The sequence below is a fragment of the Flavobacterium sp. CF108 genome, from assembly GCF_900129795.1.
GTDB lineage: Bacteria > Bacteroidota > Bacteroidia > Flavobacteriales > Flavobacteriaceae > Flavobacterium.
In genome coordinates, this window is sequence record NZ_FQWW01000001.1 from 692,351 (window position 1) to 710,303 (window position 17,953).

General features: G+C 31.6%; 19 protein-coding genes. 16 read left to right on the forward strand and 3 right to left on the reverse strand.

Annotation, left to right across the window (positions count from 1 at the left end; translation table 11 throughout):
* Positions 1-144 precede the first annotated feature (144 nt).
* The 16 genes from BUE10_RS03070 (at position 145) to BUE10_RS03150 (ending at position 13,526) form a co-directional block, all read left to right on the forward strand.
* Positions 145-1,551 carry a hypothetical protein gene (locus BUE10_RS03070; RefSeq protein WP_143187731.1) on the forward strand — a complete coding sequence of 469 codons (1,407 nt, stop codon included), beginning with the start codon at positions 145-147 and terminating at the stop codon, positions 1,549-1,551.
* A gap of 79 nt (positions 1,552-1,630) precedes the next feature.
* Positions 1,631-2,299, forward strand: coding sequence for an alpha/beta hydrolase (locus BUE10_RS03075; protein ID WP_073483025.1), 669 nt, complete (start codon positions 1,631-1,633; stop codon positions 2,297-2,299).
* 306 nt (positions 2,300-2,605) lie between these two features.
* A complete protein-coding gene (locus tag BUE10_RS03080; RefSeq protein WP_073482239.1) occupies positions 2,606-3,106 on the forward strand; it encodes a TlpA family protein disulfide reductase in 501 nt (166 codons plus the stop codon).
* A 57-nt stretch (positions 3,107-3,163) separates the two neighbouring features.
* On the forward strand, positions 3,164-3,916 hold the full coding sequence (tpiA, locus tag BUE10_RS03085; RefSeq protein WP_073482240.1) for a triose-phosphate isomerase: 753 nt from the start codon (positions 3,164-3,166) through the stop codon (positions 3,914-3,916).
* A 169-nt stretch (positions 3,917-4,085) separates the two neighbouring features.
* Complete coding sequence (gene prmA / locus BUE10_RS03090; protein WP_053473483.1) at positions 4,086-4,919, forward strand: 50S ribosomal protein L11 methyltransferase; 834 nt, start codon at positions 4,086-4,088, stop codon at positions 4,917-4,919.
* A 38-nt stretch (positions 4,920-4,957) separates the two neighbouring features.
* On the forward strand, positions 4,958-5,233 hold the full coding sequence (locus BUE10_RS03095; protein ID WP_053473484.1) for an ATP-dependent Clp protease adaptor ClpS: 276 nt from the start codon (positions 4,958-4,960) through the stop codon (positions 5,231-5,233).
* Positions 5,234-5,298: 65 nt separating this feature from the next.
* Entirely contained in the window at positions 5,299-6,579 is a 1,281-nt protein-coding gene (locus BUE10_RS03100) for a sterol desaturase family protein (protein WP_073482242.1), read from the forward strand.
* On the forward strand, positions 6,579-7,256 hold the full coding sequence (locus BUE10_RS03105) for a lysoplasmalogenase (protein WP_073482244.1): 678 nt from the start codon (positions 6,579-6,581) through the stop codon (positions 7,254-7,256). The genes BUE10_RS03100 and BUE10_RS03105 overlap by 1 nt, the downstream gene beginning before the upstream one ends.
* A gap of 122 nt (positions 7,257-7,378) precedes the next feature.
* Positions 7,379-7,831, forward strand: a complete 453-nt coding sequence (locus BUE10_RS03110; RefSeq protein WP_073482246.1) for a 2-dehydro-3-deoxyphosphooctonate aldolase — start codon at positions 7,379-7,381, stop codon at positions 7,829-7,831.
* A gap of 573 nt (positions 7,832-8,404) precedes the next feature.
* The gene (locus BUE10_RS03120; protein ID WP_073482249.1) at positions 8,405-9,037 is read left to right on the forward strand and encodes a hypothetical protein; all 633 of its coding nucleotides are present in this window, start codon (positions 8,405-8,407) and stop codon (positions 9,035-9,037) included.
* 147 nt (positions 9,038-9,184) lie between these two features.
* Positions 9,185-9,973 carry an arylamine N-acetyltransferase family protein gene (locus tag BUE10_RS03125; protein ID WP_083597944.1) on the forward strand — a complete coding sequence of 263 codons (789 nt, stop codon included), beginning with the start codon at positions 9,185-9,187 and terminating at the stop codon, positions 9,971-9,973.
* 155 nt (positions 9,974-10,128) lie between these two features.
* Positions 10,129-10,947, forward strand: a complete 819-nt coding sequence (gene kdsA / locus BUE10_RS03130) for a 3-deoxy-8-phosphooctulonate synthase (RefSeq protein WP_073482251.1) — start codon at positions 10,129-10,131, stop codon at positions 10,945-10,947.
* A gap of 20 nt (positions 10,948-10,967) precedes the next feature.
* Entirely contained in the window at positions 10,968-11,885 is a 918-nt protein-coding gene (locus BUE10_RS03135; protein WP_073482253.1) for a hypothetical protein, read from the forward strand.
* A 108-nt stretch (positions 11,886-11,993) separates the two neighbouring features.
* The gene (locus BUE10_RS03140) at positions 11,994-12,674 is read left to right on the forward strand and encodes a YiiX family permuted papain-like enzyme (RefSeq protein ID WP_073482255.1); all 681 of its coding nucleotides are present in this window, start codon (positions 11,994-11,996) and stop codon (positions 12,672-12,674) included.
* An 88-nt stretch (positions 12,675-12,762) separates the two neighbouring features.
* A complete protein-coding gene (locus BUE10_RS03145; RefSeq protein WP_073482257.1) occupies positions 12,763-13,215 on the forward strand; it encodes a hypothetical protein in 453 nt (150 codons plus the stop codon).
* A 5-nt stretch (positions 13,216-13,220) separates the two neighbouring features.
* A complete protein-coding gene (locus tag BUE10_RS03150; protein WP_073482259.1) occupies positions 13,221-13,526 on the forward strand; it encodes a hypothetical protein in 306 nt (101 codons plus the stop codon).
* A 77-nt stretch (positions 13,527-13,603) separates the two neighbouring features.
* Here BUE10_RS03150 and BUE10_RS03155 read toward each other — a convergent pair whose 3' ends face one another.
* The 3 genes from BUE10_RS03155 to BUE10_RS03165 all read right to left on the reverse strand — a co-directional run bounded on the left by BUE10_RS03155 (position 13,604) and on the right by BUE10_RS03165 (position 17,922).
* Complete coding sequence (locus BUE10_RS03155) at positions 13,604-14,998, reverse strand: M20/M25/M40 family metallo-hydrolase (RefSeq protein WP_073482261.1); 1,395 nt, start codon at positions 14,996-14,998, stop codon at positions 13,604-13,606.
* 169 nt (positions 14,999-15,167) lie between these two features.
* Positions 15,168-17,078 (reverse strand): family 43 glycosylhydrolase, encoded by a 1,911-nt coding sequence (locus tag BUE10_RS03160; protein WP_073482262.1) that lies wholly within the window; start codon positions 17,076-17,078, stop codon positions 15,168-15,170.
* 58 nt (positions 17,079-17,136) lie between these two features.
* Positions 17,137-17,922, reverse strand: a complete 786-nt coding sequence (locus BUE10_RS03165) for a glycerophosphodiester phosphodiesterase family protein (RefSeq protein ID WP_073482264.1) — start codon at positions 17,920-17,922, stop codon at positions 17,137-17,139.
* Between the last annotated feature and the right edge of the window lie 31 nt (positions 17,923-17,953).

Genomic DNA, 17,953 nt, shown 5'->3' on the forward strand with positions numbered 1-17,953 from the left:
GCCAATATTCTATTTTTTAGATATATTGGCGTTTTTTTTAGTCGCAAAAACCAACAACCAAATCTTAAATAAAACCTATTTATAATTATGATGGCAAAATTACTAAGGCTATTTTTTTCAAATCCTTTCCTTTTTTTATTTATATTGTTTTTAATTATTTATACAGCGTATGATTTTTACATTCACAAATCTTCTGGTACACATTTAGTTTCTCTTCAGATTTTGGCATTAATTGCAGGAGTAATTTTTGAAAGCAGAAGAATTTCAAATAAATGGACAACATCCGTTTTTATAGGGATCCTTTCTTTTCTTTTTATATTTTTCCTTGGTTATTTTTTATGCAGCATAGTGGATGAATCAAATTGTAGTCTTGCATTCATCCTGAATAGAAGCCTTGTATTTTGGCCTTTTATATTCTTTGTCTTTTATGTTATTTATTCCCGAATATTTAACGAACGAAATATTACTCCAAAACTAACAGAAGGCATCACATTGTTTCTCTCGATTGCCATGATATATTGGGTAGCTGATAACGGTTTTATCAACTTTGACAACATAATTTCCCAAACCTTAATGGTTATTGGTATTTCATTTTCGTTATTTTCTTTTTTTCATGCTTTTACAAAAACTCATTTATCAGACAGAAACAAATTTATCTTAAGTATTTGGAGCTCAATAATCATGATGTTTTTTGCTATAGATAATCTAAATTCAATTTATGAAAATCAAAATACTGCTAACTCAGATGATATCCTACAGGGAATATACGTTGCAATTCAATATTTTCTTTTAGGAATTTCAAGCATTTATATGATTCAGAATTTCATGATGCTTATTGCTTTCCTGCCAAGATGGAAAAGATTTTTCAATTCAAGATATTTTGAAGAATTCAGAGAACTCAAAGACGAGCATATTGATAGATATTCAGATCAGCAGGTACCGCTAATTCATTCCCTGATTTGTATTATCCTTATTGGCACAGTCTTCTTTTTAAACTATTATTATCAAATTGTTCCCAAACAATTTTTAATCTGGATATCATTTGTAATTTTCCCTTTTATCATAAGTATTTACAATTATCTTATCGGGAAGAAAAATTATGCTTATCTCCTATTGTTTTTTCTATTTATGTCCTGCCAAAATAAGTACGAAAAAATCGAGAAAATCAATCCTGAAAACATCAAATTGAATGAAGTTGTTTCGGACTTAACTTCGGAACAAATTGAAAAAATAAAAAATATCCATGAGATTTTTGCTGAAGTTGACAAAAGCAGTTTAGAACAGACTATAACTGATTTTAAAAGAGACAGGCATCCAGAGAACGAAATTAAAATTTGGATGCAGATGGCTGAAGCTTACAAAGGCTACCTCAGCAAAAACAAAAAGAATCTGGGCGAAAAGAAAGAAGTTTTTAAACTGATTTTATCCCGATCTATGATGAGTGCTGAAGAAGCTATTAAGAATTCTAATTTAAAATACCTTTCTAAAAAAGAGGCGCAGGAAGTTTTAAGCTTTTATAATGATGCTCCGCAACCGTTGACTATTGAATAATAAGTTACATAAAAGTAATAACTTAGAATATTTCTTGTTTACATTTATTAAAAACCATTTCAAAAAACAACCTGATTCTATGAAACAATTTCAAAAATTATTCTTTGCTTTTTTATTAGTTTTTCTATTAAACAACACCGGATTTAGTCAGGGAAAAACAATAAATAAAGATCAGCGGTATATATTCTTTTTGCACAATAAATTTGTTGAAGAAAATGATCTGAATATCGCGCATCCTGAATATGGCAAAGCCGAATACAATGAAATTTTAGAATCATTTAGAAAAGATAATTTTATAGTTTTTAGCGAAAAAAGAAAGAAAAATACAAATGCTTCCGATTACGCAGAAAAAGTCGTGAAACAAATCAAAACGTTTTTAAAAAAAGGAGTTTCACCAAACAAAATAATTGTAATTGGAACTTCAAAAGGTGGTTATATTGCACAATATGTTTCGACCTATTTAGCGAATCCCGACGTTAATTTTGTGTTTATTGGATGTTTTAGAGATGTAGATATTGAAGAAATTCCGGATATTAATTTCTGCGGAAACATTTTAACTATTTATGAAAAATCAGATATTTACGGTGTTTCGGCAATCAGAAGAAAAGAAACTTCCAAACTCAAAATAAATCATTTCAAACAAATTGAATTGAACACTAATTTAAAACATGGTTTTTTATACAAAGCTTTAGATGAATGGATTGTTCCATGCAAAAAATGGGCAAATGGAAATTATGAGCTGAATTAAAAATTCCCAAAGAAAATATATCAAAGCCTTTAATAATTAAATTTTATTAAAGGCTTTTTTGCTTCAAACCTGGCGTTTTTTTGTCTTTAAAATTGTTCTCAAAATTAAAAAACCACTCCTTTTTTCTACTTCTAAAAAATAATGACTAAAAAATCCACCTTTTTACACGCAACTATTACGATTTCATTCCTGTTTTTCTAACCTAAAATTAACTTTTTGTTACAAAATAAACGACTCTTCAAATTTTGTTAATCTGTATTTGGCTTTCCAATTGTTTGTTTAACTTTGTTAAAAATCATTTATCACATGAAACAAATAGCTTTAATCGTTATTGCATTTATAACTTTCTCCTGCACACAAGCTCAGAAAACAAGTTTTTCGAAAGAAGCTTTGTCTGAAAAATTATTAACTCTTGAAGGAGATCAGACTTCTTTCAAAAACATTTTAAAAAAATATAAAGGAAAAACTTTAGTCATTGAAGTTTGGGCTTCATGGTGCGGCGACTGCGTAAAAGCAATGCCAAAAGTTAAGGAACTACAAGCTAATAATCCAGATGTTTCGTATTTATTCCTTTCTGCAGATAAAACAGCTGAAAAATGGAAAATCGGAATTGAAAAACACGAATTAAAAGGCGATCATTTTATGATGAACGACGGTATGAAAGGTGTTTTTGGAAAAGCGATCGATTTAGACTGGATTCCAAGATACATTATCATTGACAAAACGGGAAAAATCGTTCTTTATCGTGCTATCGAAACTGATTTTGACAAAATCAATGAAACTTTAAAAAGTTTAAAACAAGCTTAAACAGCACACAAATTACAACAAAAAGCAAAAAATTAAAAAATAACAAAAACTACCAAAATGAGAAAAAAGATTGTTGCAGGAAACTGGAAAATGCACAAAAACGCAGCACAGACTGAAGAATTGTTAAGCGAATTAATCACTAAAATACCAGCACAAACTACTGCACAAGTAATCGTTGCTCCAACATTTGTAAACTTACAAGCTGCTGTTGCAAAAGTAAAAAACACAACTATTGGTGTTGCTGCTCAAAACGTTCACCAGGCTGAAGGCGGTGCTTTTACAGGAGAAATTTCTGCTGATATGTTAACTAGTATTGGAGTTAATACGGTAATTCTGGGTCACTCTGAGCGTAGAGCTATTTTCCACGAAACTGATGCATTAATCGCAAATAAAGTTGATACAGCTTTAAAACATGATTTAACTGTAATTTTCTGTTTTGGAGAAGAATTAAAAGATCGTCAATCAGGAAATCATTTCAATATTGTTGAAAACCAATTACGTGACGGAATTTTTCACATTGCAAAAGAATCTTGGGCAAAAGTTGTTTTAGCTTATGAGCCAGTTTGGGCAATTGGAACTGGAGAAACTGCTTCGCCAGAACAAGCACAGGAAATGCACGAATTTATCAGAGAAACTATCCGTAAAGCTTTTGGAGCTGAAATTGCAGATGAAGTTTCTATTTTATACGGTGGTTCTGTAAAACCAGACAATGCTAAAGAAATTTTCTCTAAACCAGACGTTGACGGTGGTTTAATTGGAGGTGCTGCCTTAAAAGCAGATGATTTCTTAGCAATTGTAACGGCTATCTAATTTTAGATTTTAGATTTTAGATTTTAGATTTTGAAATCTGACTATATAACAAAAGCGTTTGCTGATACAAACGCTTTTTTCGTTTTAAATAATTCTTAAATTAATAATGTTCGATTAGATTTTTAAACAACTTCTGCTTTGGATTCTTACCTTTGCAAAAAAATTATTTATGTCGAATATTTATTTAGGATATCATTTTACAATTGAGCCAAAAGAACTTGGATCAGAAATTTTAGTGGCTGAATTAGGCGAAAAAGCGTTTGAAAGTTTTACAGAAACAGAAAACGGAATTTCGGCTTTTGTGAAGAAGGATTTATGGGATGAGAATATTCTGGATGATATTTATATTTTACAATCAGAAGAATTTAAAATTGAATATACAATTGAAGAAATCGATCAGGTAAACTGGAACGAAGAATGGGAAAAGAATTTCGAACCTATTGATGTTGACGGAAAATGCCATGTCCGCGCTCCTTTTCACCCGAAAACGGATGCTGAATTTGATATTGTAATTGAACCAAAAATGAGTTTTGGAACCGGACATCATGAAACAACTCACATGATGATTCAGCATTTATTAGAAATGGATGTTAAAGGTCTTAAAACTTTAGACATGGGCTGCGGAACTGCTATTTTAGCTATTTTGGCAGAAATGAAAGGTGCAGAACCAATCGATGCCATTGACATTGACAATTGGTGTTATTTAAATTCTATTGAAAATGCCGAACGCAATAATTGCAAACATATTAGCGTTTACGAAGGCGATGCTGCTTTATTAGCCGGAAAAAGTTACGATTTGATTATAGCTAATATCAACAGAAATATTTTGTTAAACGATATGCAGAGTTATGTAGATTGTTTAAATAAAAACGGAATTATATTATTTAGCGGTTTTTATGAAGAAGACATTCCGTTTATTGATGCTTCGTGTACTGAAAAAGGATTGACTTATGTTAAAAAACTTCAAAGAAACAACTGGGTTTCATTAAAATACGTAAATTAGTTAGTAGTAATTACAGCAGTACAAAAAACTAAAAAGAAATGAGTACTAAAGAAAAAGTAAGAGAAAGAGTTCGCGAAAAAGAAGCGACAGGATTCAATAACGAGATCATAGTGTATAACGACGATGTAAACACTTTTGACCACGTAATTGATACCTTAATGCGCGTGTGTGACCACACACCTGAACAAGCAGAACAATGTTCCTTAATTGTACATTACAACGGAAAATGCACTGTAAAAACAGGGCCAATGGATAAATTAAAACCTCAATGTACACAACTTTTGGAAGCTGGACTTAGCGCCGAAATTGTTTAATTTACCAATAATTTAAAAAACATTCTATTTTATTCTATATTTGAAATAAAATAGAATGTTTTTTTATGGAAGAATATGGAAAAATATTAATTATCGCAATGCCGATTTTCCTGGTTTTAATTGTAATTGAAAAACTATACGGCATTTACAAAAAAAACGATACTGCTCCATTAATCGACAGCGTTTCCAGTATCAGCTCCGGAATTACTAATTCTGTAAAAGATGTTTTAGGGCTGAGTATTACTTTTCTTTCCTATGAATGGATGGTTTCAAAAATTGCCATTTTTCATCAGGAAGCCAATATTCTCTCCTATTTTATTGCCTTTTTTGTTATCGATTTTTATGGTTATTGGAGCCATCGACTGGCGCATCAGATTAATTTCCTTTGGAACAAACACGCTATTCATCACAGCAGTGAAGAGTTTAATCTCGCCTGTGCGCTTCGTCAGCCCATTGCGAGTTTAGTGAATTTGTTTACTTTTTTATTAATTCCTGCCGCGTTATTGGGCGTTCCGGCTTCTGTAATTGCCATTACACTTCCACTCCATTTGTTTTTACAATTTTGGTATCATACCAAACACATAAAAAAAATGGGATTTGTAGAGCATATCTTAGTTACTCCTTCACATCATCGTGTTCATCATGCTATAAACCCTGAATATTTAGATAAAAACCATTCGCAGATCTTTATTTTCTGGGACAAACTTTTTGGCACTTTTCAGGAAGAATTAGATGATGTTCCGCCAGTTTACGGAATCACAAGGCCGGCTAATACCTGGAACCCGATAAAAATAAATTTTCAGCATTTGACGTTATTAATAAAAGATGCCTGGCGTGCCGAAAGCTGGAAAGACAAACTTACAATATGGTTTAAACCAACCGGATGGCGGCCTGAAAATTTCGAACAAAAATATCCTGTAAACAAGATTGAAGATGTTTTTAATTTTGATAAATACGGAACGCAGAATTCGCAAAAACTAATTTATTGGTCGGTTACACAAATTTTAATTACGCTTTTGTTTGTGAGTTTTCTTTTTGATAATATTGCTAAAATCGGTCTGCCCAATATCTTTATTTACGGATTTTTTATCCTCGTTACCATTTACAGCAATTCTGAATTAATGGACAAAAGCAGGTTTGCCATTTTTTGGGAAGGTTTCAGGTTGTCGATCGCTATTATAATTATAGCATTTTATGGCGATTGGTTTGGTTTAAATTCAGTTTTCTCTTTTAGTAATTATATCATTTTAGGTTATTTAAGTGTATCATTTTTAATCACGATTTACTTTGTAACCATCGATTTTAAAACCAACCAAAACCAAACCATAAACCCACAAACCACATAATGAAAAACGCTGTATTCTTTAAAATTTATATTGCTTTCAGCTTTATTTATTTATTGCTTTTATATCTGGGATATGAAAGTTTAGACTGTTATTTAAAACCGGCTTTAATCCCGTTATTAATTGTTGGAGTGTATTTTTCTAAAAAATTCCCAACACAAAATATTCTTTTAACCGCACTCCTATTTTCATGGATTGGTGATGTAATTCTGCTTTTTGCAGACATTGCCGAAATCTATTTTATTTTAGGATTGGTTTCTTTTCTAATCTCTCACATCATTTATTGCGTACTTTTTAATAGACAGATTAAAGAGAAAGTAAAAAAGGATGCTATAATTTTTATTTTCGGAAGCCTCATTATTGCCTGTTATTTAATTGGAATGTTATCAGTTTTACTACCCGCTTTAGGCGATTTAAAAATTCCGGTTATCGTTTATGCAAGCGTAATTTCTGTTATGCTTTTGTTTGCTTATAACGGACTTTTAATTTGGAAAAAACCTGCGAATCAATATGTCTTTTTTGGAGCGTTATTTTTTGTTATTTCTGATAGTATTTTAGCAATCAACAAGTTTCATATACCAATTCAAAAAAGTTCGTTTATTATTATGCTGACTTATCTTGTGGCACAATATCTGATTGTAAAAGGTATATTAAAACTGAATTTAAAAAAAGAAGCATAATAGGCCGCTGATTACACAGATTAAACAAATTATCGCGGAGTTTTTTATTCTATTTTCTTTTTGAATTTATAATCTGTGACAAAAAACCTTTTACATTTGTGTGACCAAAATAAACCTCAACCATGAAAAAAACAGCTCTTTTTATTATTTTATTAATTACTGTAACTTCTTGTATCAGCACAAAATCTACTTTGAAAAATGTAGACGATAATGCACCTGATTTAGTTTTGAATAAAAATAATACGTTTGTAATTTCATTATTCAGCAAAGACAAAAAATATGGCTATGATCCTGATTATCCGGTAAATATATTTTTTAGAAATACGCAGGATGAAGCTACAAATGAGGTTCGTTTTTTGAATGCTTTAGCCGGGCCAAATGGCGAAAAAATCACTTATAAACGCTTAGAAACCTGCTGCCCTTTTCCAACAAAAAGAAGCAGTATGGGAGCCGGATTTTTAAATGTATACGAACTAACTTGGGAAGGACAAAAAAAGCCTATAACGCTGTATTTGAATATTTATGAAAAAGGAATTTTGATGGTTCCGATGGGATTGAGTTTGAAGAAGGAGTAAAAATGAATTCTTATTATACATCAAAATCGAAGTCTATTATATCTTACATTACATACTAATTGTTATTATTTGTCTTTTTAATTAACCGATTTTGAATTAGATACTTTGGAAACTAAATATGATGATCAAATCCAAATTAGCATTTATTATTTTCTTAATTCTATTGCTTATATTATTTCCATATTATATAATCTACTTGCAATCAGATTATTTATCTTCAATGATTCCAGGCTGGCATACTGATTTTGTTTCAGGAAAAGCTACTTCAAGTTTAATAAAGTCTATTATTCTTTTTATAACCACAATTTGTTATTGGAAACTTTCAAAAATTACAGGTGAATTAAATTTAAAAAAATTCCTTATTCATTTTTTAATGACATTTCCTGCAGTTTTTATTGGAAGGTTAAACGTTTTTGAACTACTCGATCTTCATTCTTTAGATGCTGATAGTTTCGTAAATCTTATACAAATAATTGTCTTTATAAATATTTGCATTAACATTCTATTTTTTGCTGGACAAATTTTGTTTGGATTACATTACCAAAAACTAAAAAAACAATTACGATAAATAAAATGGTTCAAAAAGAATTTATTATAAGAAGAGGAATTACAGATAACTATCCTCGAAAATTAGTCATTAATGAAAATGAGTTAAAATTTGAGAGTAAAGATCTAAGAAATGATTCATTCGTTACTTTCAAAAAAGATCAAATTTTAGAATATAGTTACGGAGTAAAGTGGATGCAATATAAATTTACTTTTGGGCGTGAGTATATAATTTCAATTCGAAGTAATGACAATCAAATTATCAAGGTTAATTTTAAAACTTACTTTGGCAGAAAGAAAGACGAATACCATAAACTTTGTAATGACATATTATTATCACTTTGGGATTTTTACTTTGGCGATTTAACTTCAAATTATATCCAGAAATCTGAACAAGGCGAAGAATTCAAAATTGGTGAAGTTCTTTTTAATAAAGATGGTTTAAGCATAATTAGTAATTCATCTTTAAAGCAAAAAAGCGTACTAATTCCTTGGGAAAAAGTTCGAACTAAAAGATATTCAACCTATTTTGCTATTTATTCTAAAGATGATGCAGTTAATATTAATCGTGGTTACAGCTATTTAAATGACTGGAATACTACCGTTTTATTAAATGTATTAAATGCTGTATTAGCGAAAAAGAACATTGTTAATGATTAAAATTTCCCTTCGTTAGCAGCAGTTACTAAAAGAAAAAATCAGAAAAATCAAATTCAAAACCCGCTGAATTTGTAACTTTACAAGTAAGCATTTCTATATGCTTCTAACACTCTTGTTTCTTATCGAAACAAATAAAATTTAATCAAAATGCAACAATCAAAAAAATATAAAATTGAAGCTTCCAGTTTCGATTTACAGCAATATTTAAACAGAATCAATTTTTCAGAAGAAATTAAATTGGATTTAGCGGGAATAAAAAAACTGATGCAAAGCCAGATATTTAGTGTGCCTTTTGAAAATATTGATGTACAGGCTGGTAAAACAATTTCACTTGTTGGAGATGATATTGTAAACCACATCGTAGCTAAAAATCGCGGCGGCTATTGCTATCAAGTTAACGGAATCTTTTCTTTATTACTTCAGGAAATTGGTCTTCCGCATTATTATATTGCGGTACGCCCGTTGGTTAATCCTATTCCAAATGCTAAAACGCATCTGGCAATAATAGCGATAATTGAAAATGAAGAATATTTGATTGATTTAGGATTTGGAGGCAACAGTATTAGAGAACCTTTGAAACTGAGTCAAATTGGAACTGAAATTCAACAGGGTTTTGATACTTTTACTTTGGTAAAAACAGAAGATGATGAATATTTACTACAAATTCTTATTGGAAAAGAATGGACTAATTTATATTCGTTTGATTTGACTCCTCAAAGATGGATCGATTTTAAACCTGCCAATCATTATAATTACTCGCATCCGGATTCTTTTTTCACACAAAATTTAATTGTGGTTTTACAGAATCCATTGGGCAAAAAAATATTATTCAAAAATGCGATTAAATCTGTAACAAACGGGGTTACTGATCTTATTCCTTTTGAAGATCATCAATTGAATACTATTTTGAAAACAGAATTTAATTTGACGGTGTAACAACTCTTGTCTAGAAACTCTTACTAAAAACATAGAAACTGATTGCGTACAGAAAAGTATTACATATTTAACAATTATTGCTCTTAAAATAATCTTAAATCTTCATCTGCTATTCATAAATCATAACTACCTTTGCATTGCAAAAAAATAATTTTATGAACTTACAACATATTCCACAAATTAAGCATACTGATAGCGGAAATTTCTTTTTATTGGCGGGGCCTTGCGCTATTGAAGGAGAGGAAATGGCTCTTAGAATTGCTGAAAAATTAGTTGGTATTACCGACAATCTTAAGATTCCTTATGTTTTTAAAGGATCTTTTAAAAAAGCGAACCGTTCTAGAATTGATAGTTTTTCTGGAATTGGAGACGAAAAAGCTTTAAAAATTTTAAGAAAAGTTTCTGAAACTTTTCACATTCCAACAGTTACAGATATTCATACTAACGAAGATGCTGACATGGCAGCACAATACGTTGATGTTTTACAAATTCCTGCATTTTTAGTTCGCCAGACTGATTTAGTTGTGGCAGCGGCAAATACCGGAAAAGTGGTAAACCTGAAAAAAGGACAGTTTATGAGTCCTGAAAGTATGAAACACGCGGTACAAAAAGTATTAGACTGTAATAATGAGAATGTTGTCGTTACAGATCGTGGTACTATGTTTGGCTACCAAGACATGATTGTTGATTTTAGAGGAATTCCTACTATGCAGCAATATGCTACAACGGTATTAGATGTTACGCATTCTTTACAACAGCCAAACCAAACTGCCGGAGTTACGGGCGGAAGACCTGATATGATCGAAACTGTAGCAAAAGCTGGTATCGCAGTGGGTGTTGACGGAATTTTTATCGAAACACACTTTGATCCTGCAAATGCAAAAAGCGATGGAGCAAATATGCTTCATTTAGACTATTTTGAAGGTTTAATGAACAAATTAGTTGCTATTAGAAAAACTGTAAACGCCTTTTAATTTTTTTATATAATATTTCTTTGAAAACAAAATTTTTATTCTTGCCTTTCTTTTTAATGTGTTTTGCTTTAAACACATTTGCTCAGGAAGAAATCGCAATACAAGACAAATACACAGCACACAATAAAGGAAAGTTCTTTGTTTCTTGGGGCGGTAATAGAGAAAGTTACTCAAAATCTGATGTAACTTTTACCGGAAAAGATTACAAATTTAGAGTAGAAAACATGGCTGCTCACGACAAACCTAAAGGATGGCATATTGATTATGTTAATCCTGCTAATATGACGATTCCACAGACAAACCTTAAATTTGGTTATTTTATCAGCGATCATTACAGCGTTGCTATTGGAGTTGACCATATGAAATATGTAATGACACAAAATCAAACGGCTAAAGTTAACGGTTATATTAATTTACCTGCGAATGATCCTGCTGCTGCTATCTACAATGGAGATTACATCAATAGACCTGTAGATATGTCTTTAAATGGTGCTATAGAAGGTGGTTATGACATGGGTGTTACTAATCCAAATGGTCCTGCATTTTTAATGTACGAGCATACAGATGGTTTGAACTATATTAATACTGAAGTTGCCAGACATGATGATATTTCGAAATGGTTTGGTTTACCAAATATTGATAAATTTCAGATTAATTTAACTGAAGGTATTGGCGGAGGAATTTTATATCCTAAAACAAATACGACCCTTTTAGGAAAAGAACGTCATGATGATTTTCATGTTTCAGGTTATGGTTTATCTGCAAAAGCAGGTATTAACTTTACTTTCTTTAAATATTTCTATCTTCAGGGTGAGTTAAAAGGCGGATATATCGATATGCACGATATTAAAACTACTGTAAGTAATGAAGATAAAGCTTCACAGCACTTTTATTTCTTTCAAAGAATTATTGCTGTCGGTGGAATTTTTAGAATCTAATACTTATCCGAAAATATATTTTAAAAATAGTTATCATTTATTTGGTAACTATTTTTTTTATCATTTACTTTGCAACTCAAAGTACTTTATTTACTATTTGAACACATCATGAAAAAACAAAAATATATTTTCCTTATCATCACTTTCGTACTAAGTTTTGGCTTGGCTTTATTTGTGGCAATGAAAGTTTTCCCAAATAATCCGTTTTCGAAAACAAAGACGGAAACGAAAAATGAATCGAGTAAAATTCAGGATGGGGATATTATATTTCAAACCTCACAATCTCCTCAATGCGAAGCGGTGCGAATTGCGACCAATTCTAAATTTTCACACTGTGGAATTATTTATGATATAAACGGAAATTGGTTTGTTTTTGAGGCTGTTCAGCCAGTTAAACTTACGCCGTTTGATGAATGGATTCAGCACGGAAAAGACAATAAATATGTGGTAAAACGATTAAAAAATGCTGATAAAGTTTTGACTCCGGCTATTCTTCAAAAAATGAAAGATTACAGTCAGCAGTTTGATGGAAAAGAATATGACGCTTATTTTGAATGGACAGATTCAAGGATTTATTGCTCAGAATTGGTTTGGAAGATATATAAAAATGCAGCCGGAATCGAACTTTCGAAATTAAGAGAATTAAGGAGTTTTAATTTAGAAGATCCGAGAGTTCAAAAAATATTGAAGGAAAGATATGGCAATGAAATTCCGTTAGAGGAAAAAGTGGTTGCGCCTTCTGACCTGGACGATTCAAATTTGCTTAAAACTATAATTGATAATTATTAAAATTCGATAAAAGCTAATTTTAAAACCAATTAGCTTTTTTATTTCATTATTAACTTTGAAATTCAAAGAACTTTTAACTAACCAAAACATGAGAGATTATTTAATTGAAAGATTATATGAATGCACAAAAAAACCTTATCAAAAGTATTTTAAGAAGAATGAACCGTGGGAAATCAATAAAACCGAATTAATGAATTTCCCAGAAGGCAGTTTGGGTTATGGTTTAGGAAATTTTCTCTACAAACATCATTTTGATATTCAGGAAAAACTGGAAGATCATGACATTATTCATGTCTTAACTAATACCGGAATTTCTGTTTATGAGGAAATCGGGATGCAGTATTATCTTCTTGGTAACGGAAAAAGAAGCTTGTATTTGTTTATGGTTATTTTATCTGGAACGGTATTTTATCCCAAGAAAATCAAATACTTCGCACAACAATTTAGGCGAGGAAAACAAGCCCATTCGTTCTATTATCTGGATTTTTCAAAAATGCTTTTGATGCCTATAGCATCTATTCAACAAACATTTAAAATTTAAAACTTATGAAAACAATCAACCATAAATCATTTGAAGAAAAACAATCTACTGAATTAGCAATTGGGTCTTTCGTTATCATTACAATACTATTTATACTTTATATTGTCACAAATCAAAGTCCAAATATTCTTGTAATTGCCTGGCCATTTGCTTTTTCGGCAATAATAGTAAATGCGATAATGTTCTTTCACTTAACAGACAGGTTTATACATCTTCCTGAACAAAGAAGAGATATTGCAGTTAAAATTTTAATTCTGCTTTCCAATATTCCTATTACCTTTTTTTACTATTTACTGGTAATGAAAAATTAAATTTTAGAATTTTCATCAAATAAAAAAGCTGCGAGTATAAACTCGCAGCTTTTAAATATTTTTCGATTTTAAAAATCTTAATTTGCTGATGGAAGAATAATTCCTGTTTGGTCAATTAAATAAAGTAACGAAGTCATTGTTGCTGCACCAAGCTCTAATTCTCTTTTATTGATAGCGTCAAATTTATCGTTTGCTGCGTGGTGATAATCAAAATAACGTTGAGAATCTGGTTTTAATCCTGCTTTTACAATTGCTTTAGAGGTTAAATGATTAATATCAGAACCTGCATGTCCAATTGTAAAACTATGAACTAAATAAGGTTCGAAAAAATCTTTAAAACCTTGTATTTTTTTCAAATTAGCATCATCAGCTTCAATAGAAAATCCTCTTGGAGAAAATCCGCCTGAATCACTTTCTAAAGCAAAAATATGGTTTTCGTTTTTCTGCTTAGAAACTTCTTCATATTTCGCACCGCCTTTTCCGCCATTTTCTTCGTTCATAAATAAAACTACACGAATCGTATTTTTAGGCTTGTAATTTAAATTTTTAAGAATTCTTATTACTTCCATACTTTGTACTACTCCTGCTCCATCATCGTGAGAACCATCGGCTAAATCCCAAGAATCTAAGTGTCCGCCCACAACCATAATGTTAGATGGGTTTACTGTTCCTGTTAATTCTCCAATAACATTATGAGATAGTACATCTGGCAAAGTCTCACACGATTGTTTGAAATAAAATTTTATAGCTGGATTTACTTTTAAAGTTTTACTTAATAATTCAGCTCCATTTGTACTAATTGCAGCTGTTGGAATATATTGTTCTTTTGGTAAATCTCCATAGCTTTGAGCTCCTGTATGAGGGAAATCGTCTAAACGTAAATTCATTGAACGAACAATTGTTCCCACTGCTCCTAATTTAGCAGCCTCTTTTGCACCAGCATATCTTTGGTCTACACAAGCTCCGTAAGACGTAAATGTTTCAATATTTTCAGGATTCATTGGTCTGTTATAAAAAACAATTTTTCCTTTTACTTTATCAGCTCCAAGTTCATTTAGTTCTTTAATTCCCAGCACTTCGATTATTTCTGCTGTAAGTCCTGTTTTTGCAGTCGCAACAGATCCGCCTAAAGCACAAATTGGCACAGCAGTTTTTACTTTTCCATCTAAGATAAAAGCAGTTTCTTTTTCACCGCGAACCCAGTGAGGTACCATAACTTCCTGCAGATAAACTTTATCAAGTCCCAGACCTTCTAATTGTCTTTTTGTATAATCTACAGCTTCTGCAGCACCTTTAGATCCAGATAAACGGCTTCCAATATCATTTGAAAGATATTCTAACCAAGAATAACATTTAGCTTCGGTTAAAGCTTTTTTATAAAATAATTTAATGTTTTTTTCATCATTTGACTGTGCAAAAGATGCGGTCAATCCATTTAAAACTAAAGCAGTTAAAAGAATCGTTTTTTTCATAATTGTAATAACATTTTGGGGTTATATTGCTTTTTTGGCTTCTCTTACAAAGAAACAAAATTCTACAGAACTGTCAGAGTTTTTTCGCGGACTTTTCTCAAAAAAAAACTCTAACTATAAACCTTTTTTGTTCATAATTAGAGTTTTTCTTATTTTCTTTAAAATAATGTTACTTTACTTCGATAATCTTATTTTTTGTACCAATTCCGTTTTCATTAAAAGGCTCAATTGTAAAATAATACTTTGTTCCTTTGTCTAAACCTCTAAAATCGTACGCGTTATCTCCGTAAACCATAATACTGTTGTATAATTTATCTGGGGCAATTCCGTAATAAATATTGTAGCCAACGGCATCATTTTGCTTTTTCCATGAAATCATAGCGTTTCTTGAATCCAGTTTATTTCTGTCCACTTTAAATGCGGCAACCGCTTTTGGTTTTTCTGATAATCCATTTCCAAAAACTCTGAAATCTGAAATCGCAAACAATCCAGATGCATTGTGAATGTTCATCATTTTGATGTAACGCGCTTTAAATGATTTTGTTAATTCAACATAATCATGTGGAGCATCTTTATCGTTTTTAGATTTATCAACCACCAAAGTCCAGTTTTGCGCATCATCAGACATAAAAATTTTATACTGGTAATAAATATCCATTGCCTTATTATACTGAGTTGCTTTATGATCTGCATAATTGATCTGCAGCGCCTTAATTTCCATTTGACGGCCTAAATCCATTTGAAGCCATTCATCTGGATTACCTGTTTTAGCAGACCAATAGGTTTGAATATTTTCATCAGTTAAATTTTCTGGGCCATAACAAAATTTCTCGTAGACTTTTTTCCCGCCGTTGTCCATTCTGTGGGTTTCAACTTCCAAACATTCTTCAGAAGAAGAAACGGTTACAGGCTTTTTATAAGAAAGTAACATCCATCCAGATGAAGCTCCTTTTGTCTGATCACGTTGACTTGTTGGAAGAACAATTGGAAAATCTCCGTAAGACGTAATCGAATACATGACATCATCTTTATCAAAACCTGCCGGAAACATATCGATACGACGCTCAAAACGATCTTTTATAGAAATTTTACACGTTCCTGTATTCCAGTAATTTCCGTAGTTATCTGCAAAAGTATTTCCGTGTCCGGCACCAATTACAAATCCGCCCGGTTTATAAGACATTGGATTGTGTTTTTGATACGTAAATGGGCCTAATGGATTATCGCCAACATGAACTCCGTTTGCATAACCTTTAAATTCAGTCGCTGGTGCGCCATATTGCATATAATATTTCCCGTTGTGTTTGGTCATCCAAGCTCCTTCAATAAAATTTCCCCACGGTGCCGGTTCCATATCATTGTTTGGACCAAAACGTTCCCAGCCGTGTGCTGAAGGATCTAAAATAGCAACTTCTTTGATCTGTCCATACGGACGCTGAATATCTTCTACTTCTGTAGCTTTGTATAATTGTGCATAATCTGCCTGATTCCCTTTTGGAAGCCATGTATTATAATCAACCTCAGTACCTACAAGCGGCAGTTTTCCGCTTGAACCATAATACATGTATACTTTTTTATCGTCATCCTGAAAAATCGCAGGATCCCATGTCGGCAGCATTGCTTTGTCTACGTGACGTGTCCATCTTCCCGATTTTGGATCCGCCGTTTTCCAAATTGGATGATCTCTATTCCATGTTGAACCCACATAAAATAAAGTATCATTTACAACCCACGCCGCAGGTGCACATTGGTCATCGTCGCCCGGTTTTCTTTGAAAACTTCCGCAAACGAAATTCCAGTCTGACATGTCTTTGCTCCAAAAGAAACCTGCCTGATTGGTAGCAAATAAATAATACTCGCCTTTATACGTAATAATTACAGGATCGGCACTTGAACGGCGCGATTCAGGAATTCCGTTATGATTATGAGTGGTAAAGTTATATCCAATATTAATTGGGTTACAATATGTCGTTGCGGGTTTATTTGGGTCAAACCAATCTGTTTTTCCGGGAATATTTGCTTTTTGAGACCAAATACTTGTTGTACAGGAAGCTAAAAGCAATAGGAATATCTTTTTCATTTGTATTCTTTTTAAGTTTATATAGAATTCAATCTTTTAGTAAAATGATGATGAAAATCTATTTTTTCTCTTTTAATCTTTCGCTTAAAAGTTCAGGCTCGTTTGTGGTAATGTAATTGAATTTACTGGCTATAATCCAATCCATATCAGCCGCTTCGTTAACTGTCCAGGCGTTTAGAATTATATTATTGTCTTTTGCTTCTTTAATCCATTCCGGATGTTTTTTAAAGACAGAATAATGATAATCAACGCCGTTAATATTATCTGCTTTTACTTCTTTCGGGGATTTATTTCCTTCTAAATATTGCAAAACCGTTTTCTGGTCAACTTGTCTAATTTGTTTTAGAATTTCATAATCAAAACTTATGTAACAGGTCATTTTATCTGCTTTTAGCTTTTTGACCGTTTCTACAGACATTAATGCTGTTTTTTGTCCTCTTTCTTTACTTATTTCTGAAGGTTTTATTTCGCACACCAAAAGAGTGTGTTTGTTGTTCTTTTTCCCTTCTGAAATGTATTCGTGTAATGTTGGAAGTTTTTCTCCGTTAGAAAGCTCAAACTTTATTAAGTCAGCGTAATTGGTTTCTTCGATAAGTAATTTGTTATAATGTGCATCGTGATTGATTACAAGCGAATCATCAGCAGTTCTCCAAACGTCAAATTCTGAACCGGGAAGTTTTAAATCAATTGCATGTCTTAAGGATGCAATTGAATTTTCAGGAAGGTTATTTTTTTTCCATGCGCCGCGATGTGCCACTATTGCATTCTCCTTTACGCAGCACGATTGAAAAACAATTGTTACTGCTAAAAAAAGTGGTATTCTGAGTGCTTTAATAGTCTTCATTATTTTAAAATTATGATTTATAAAAAATGTT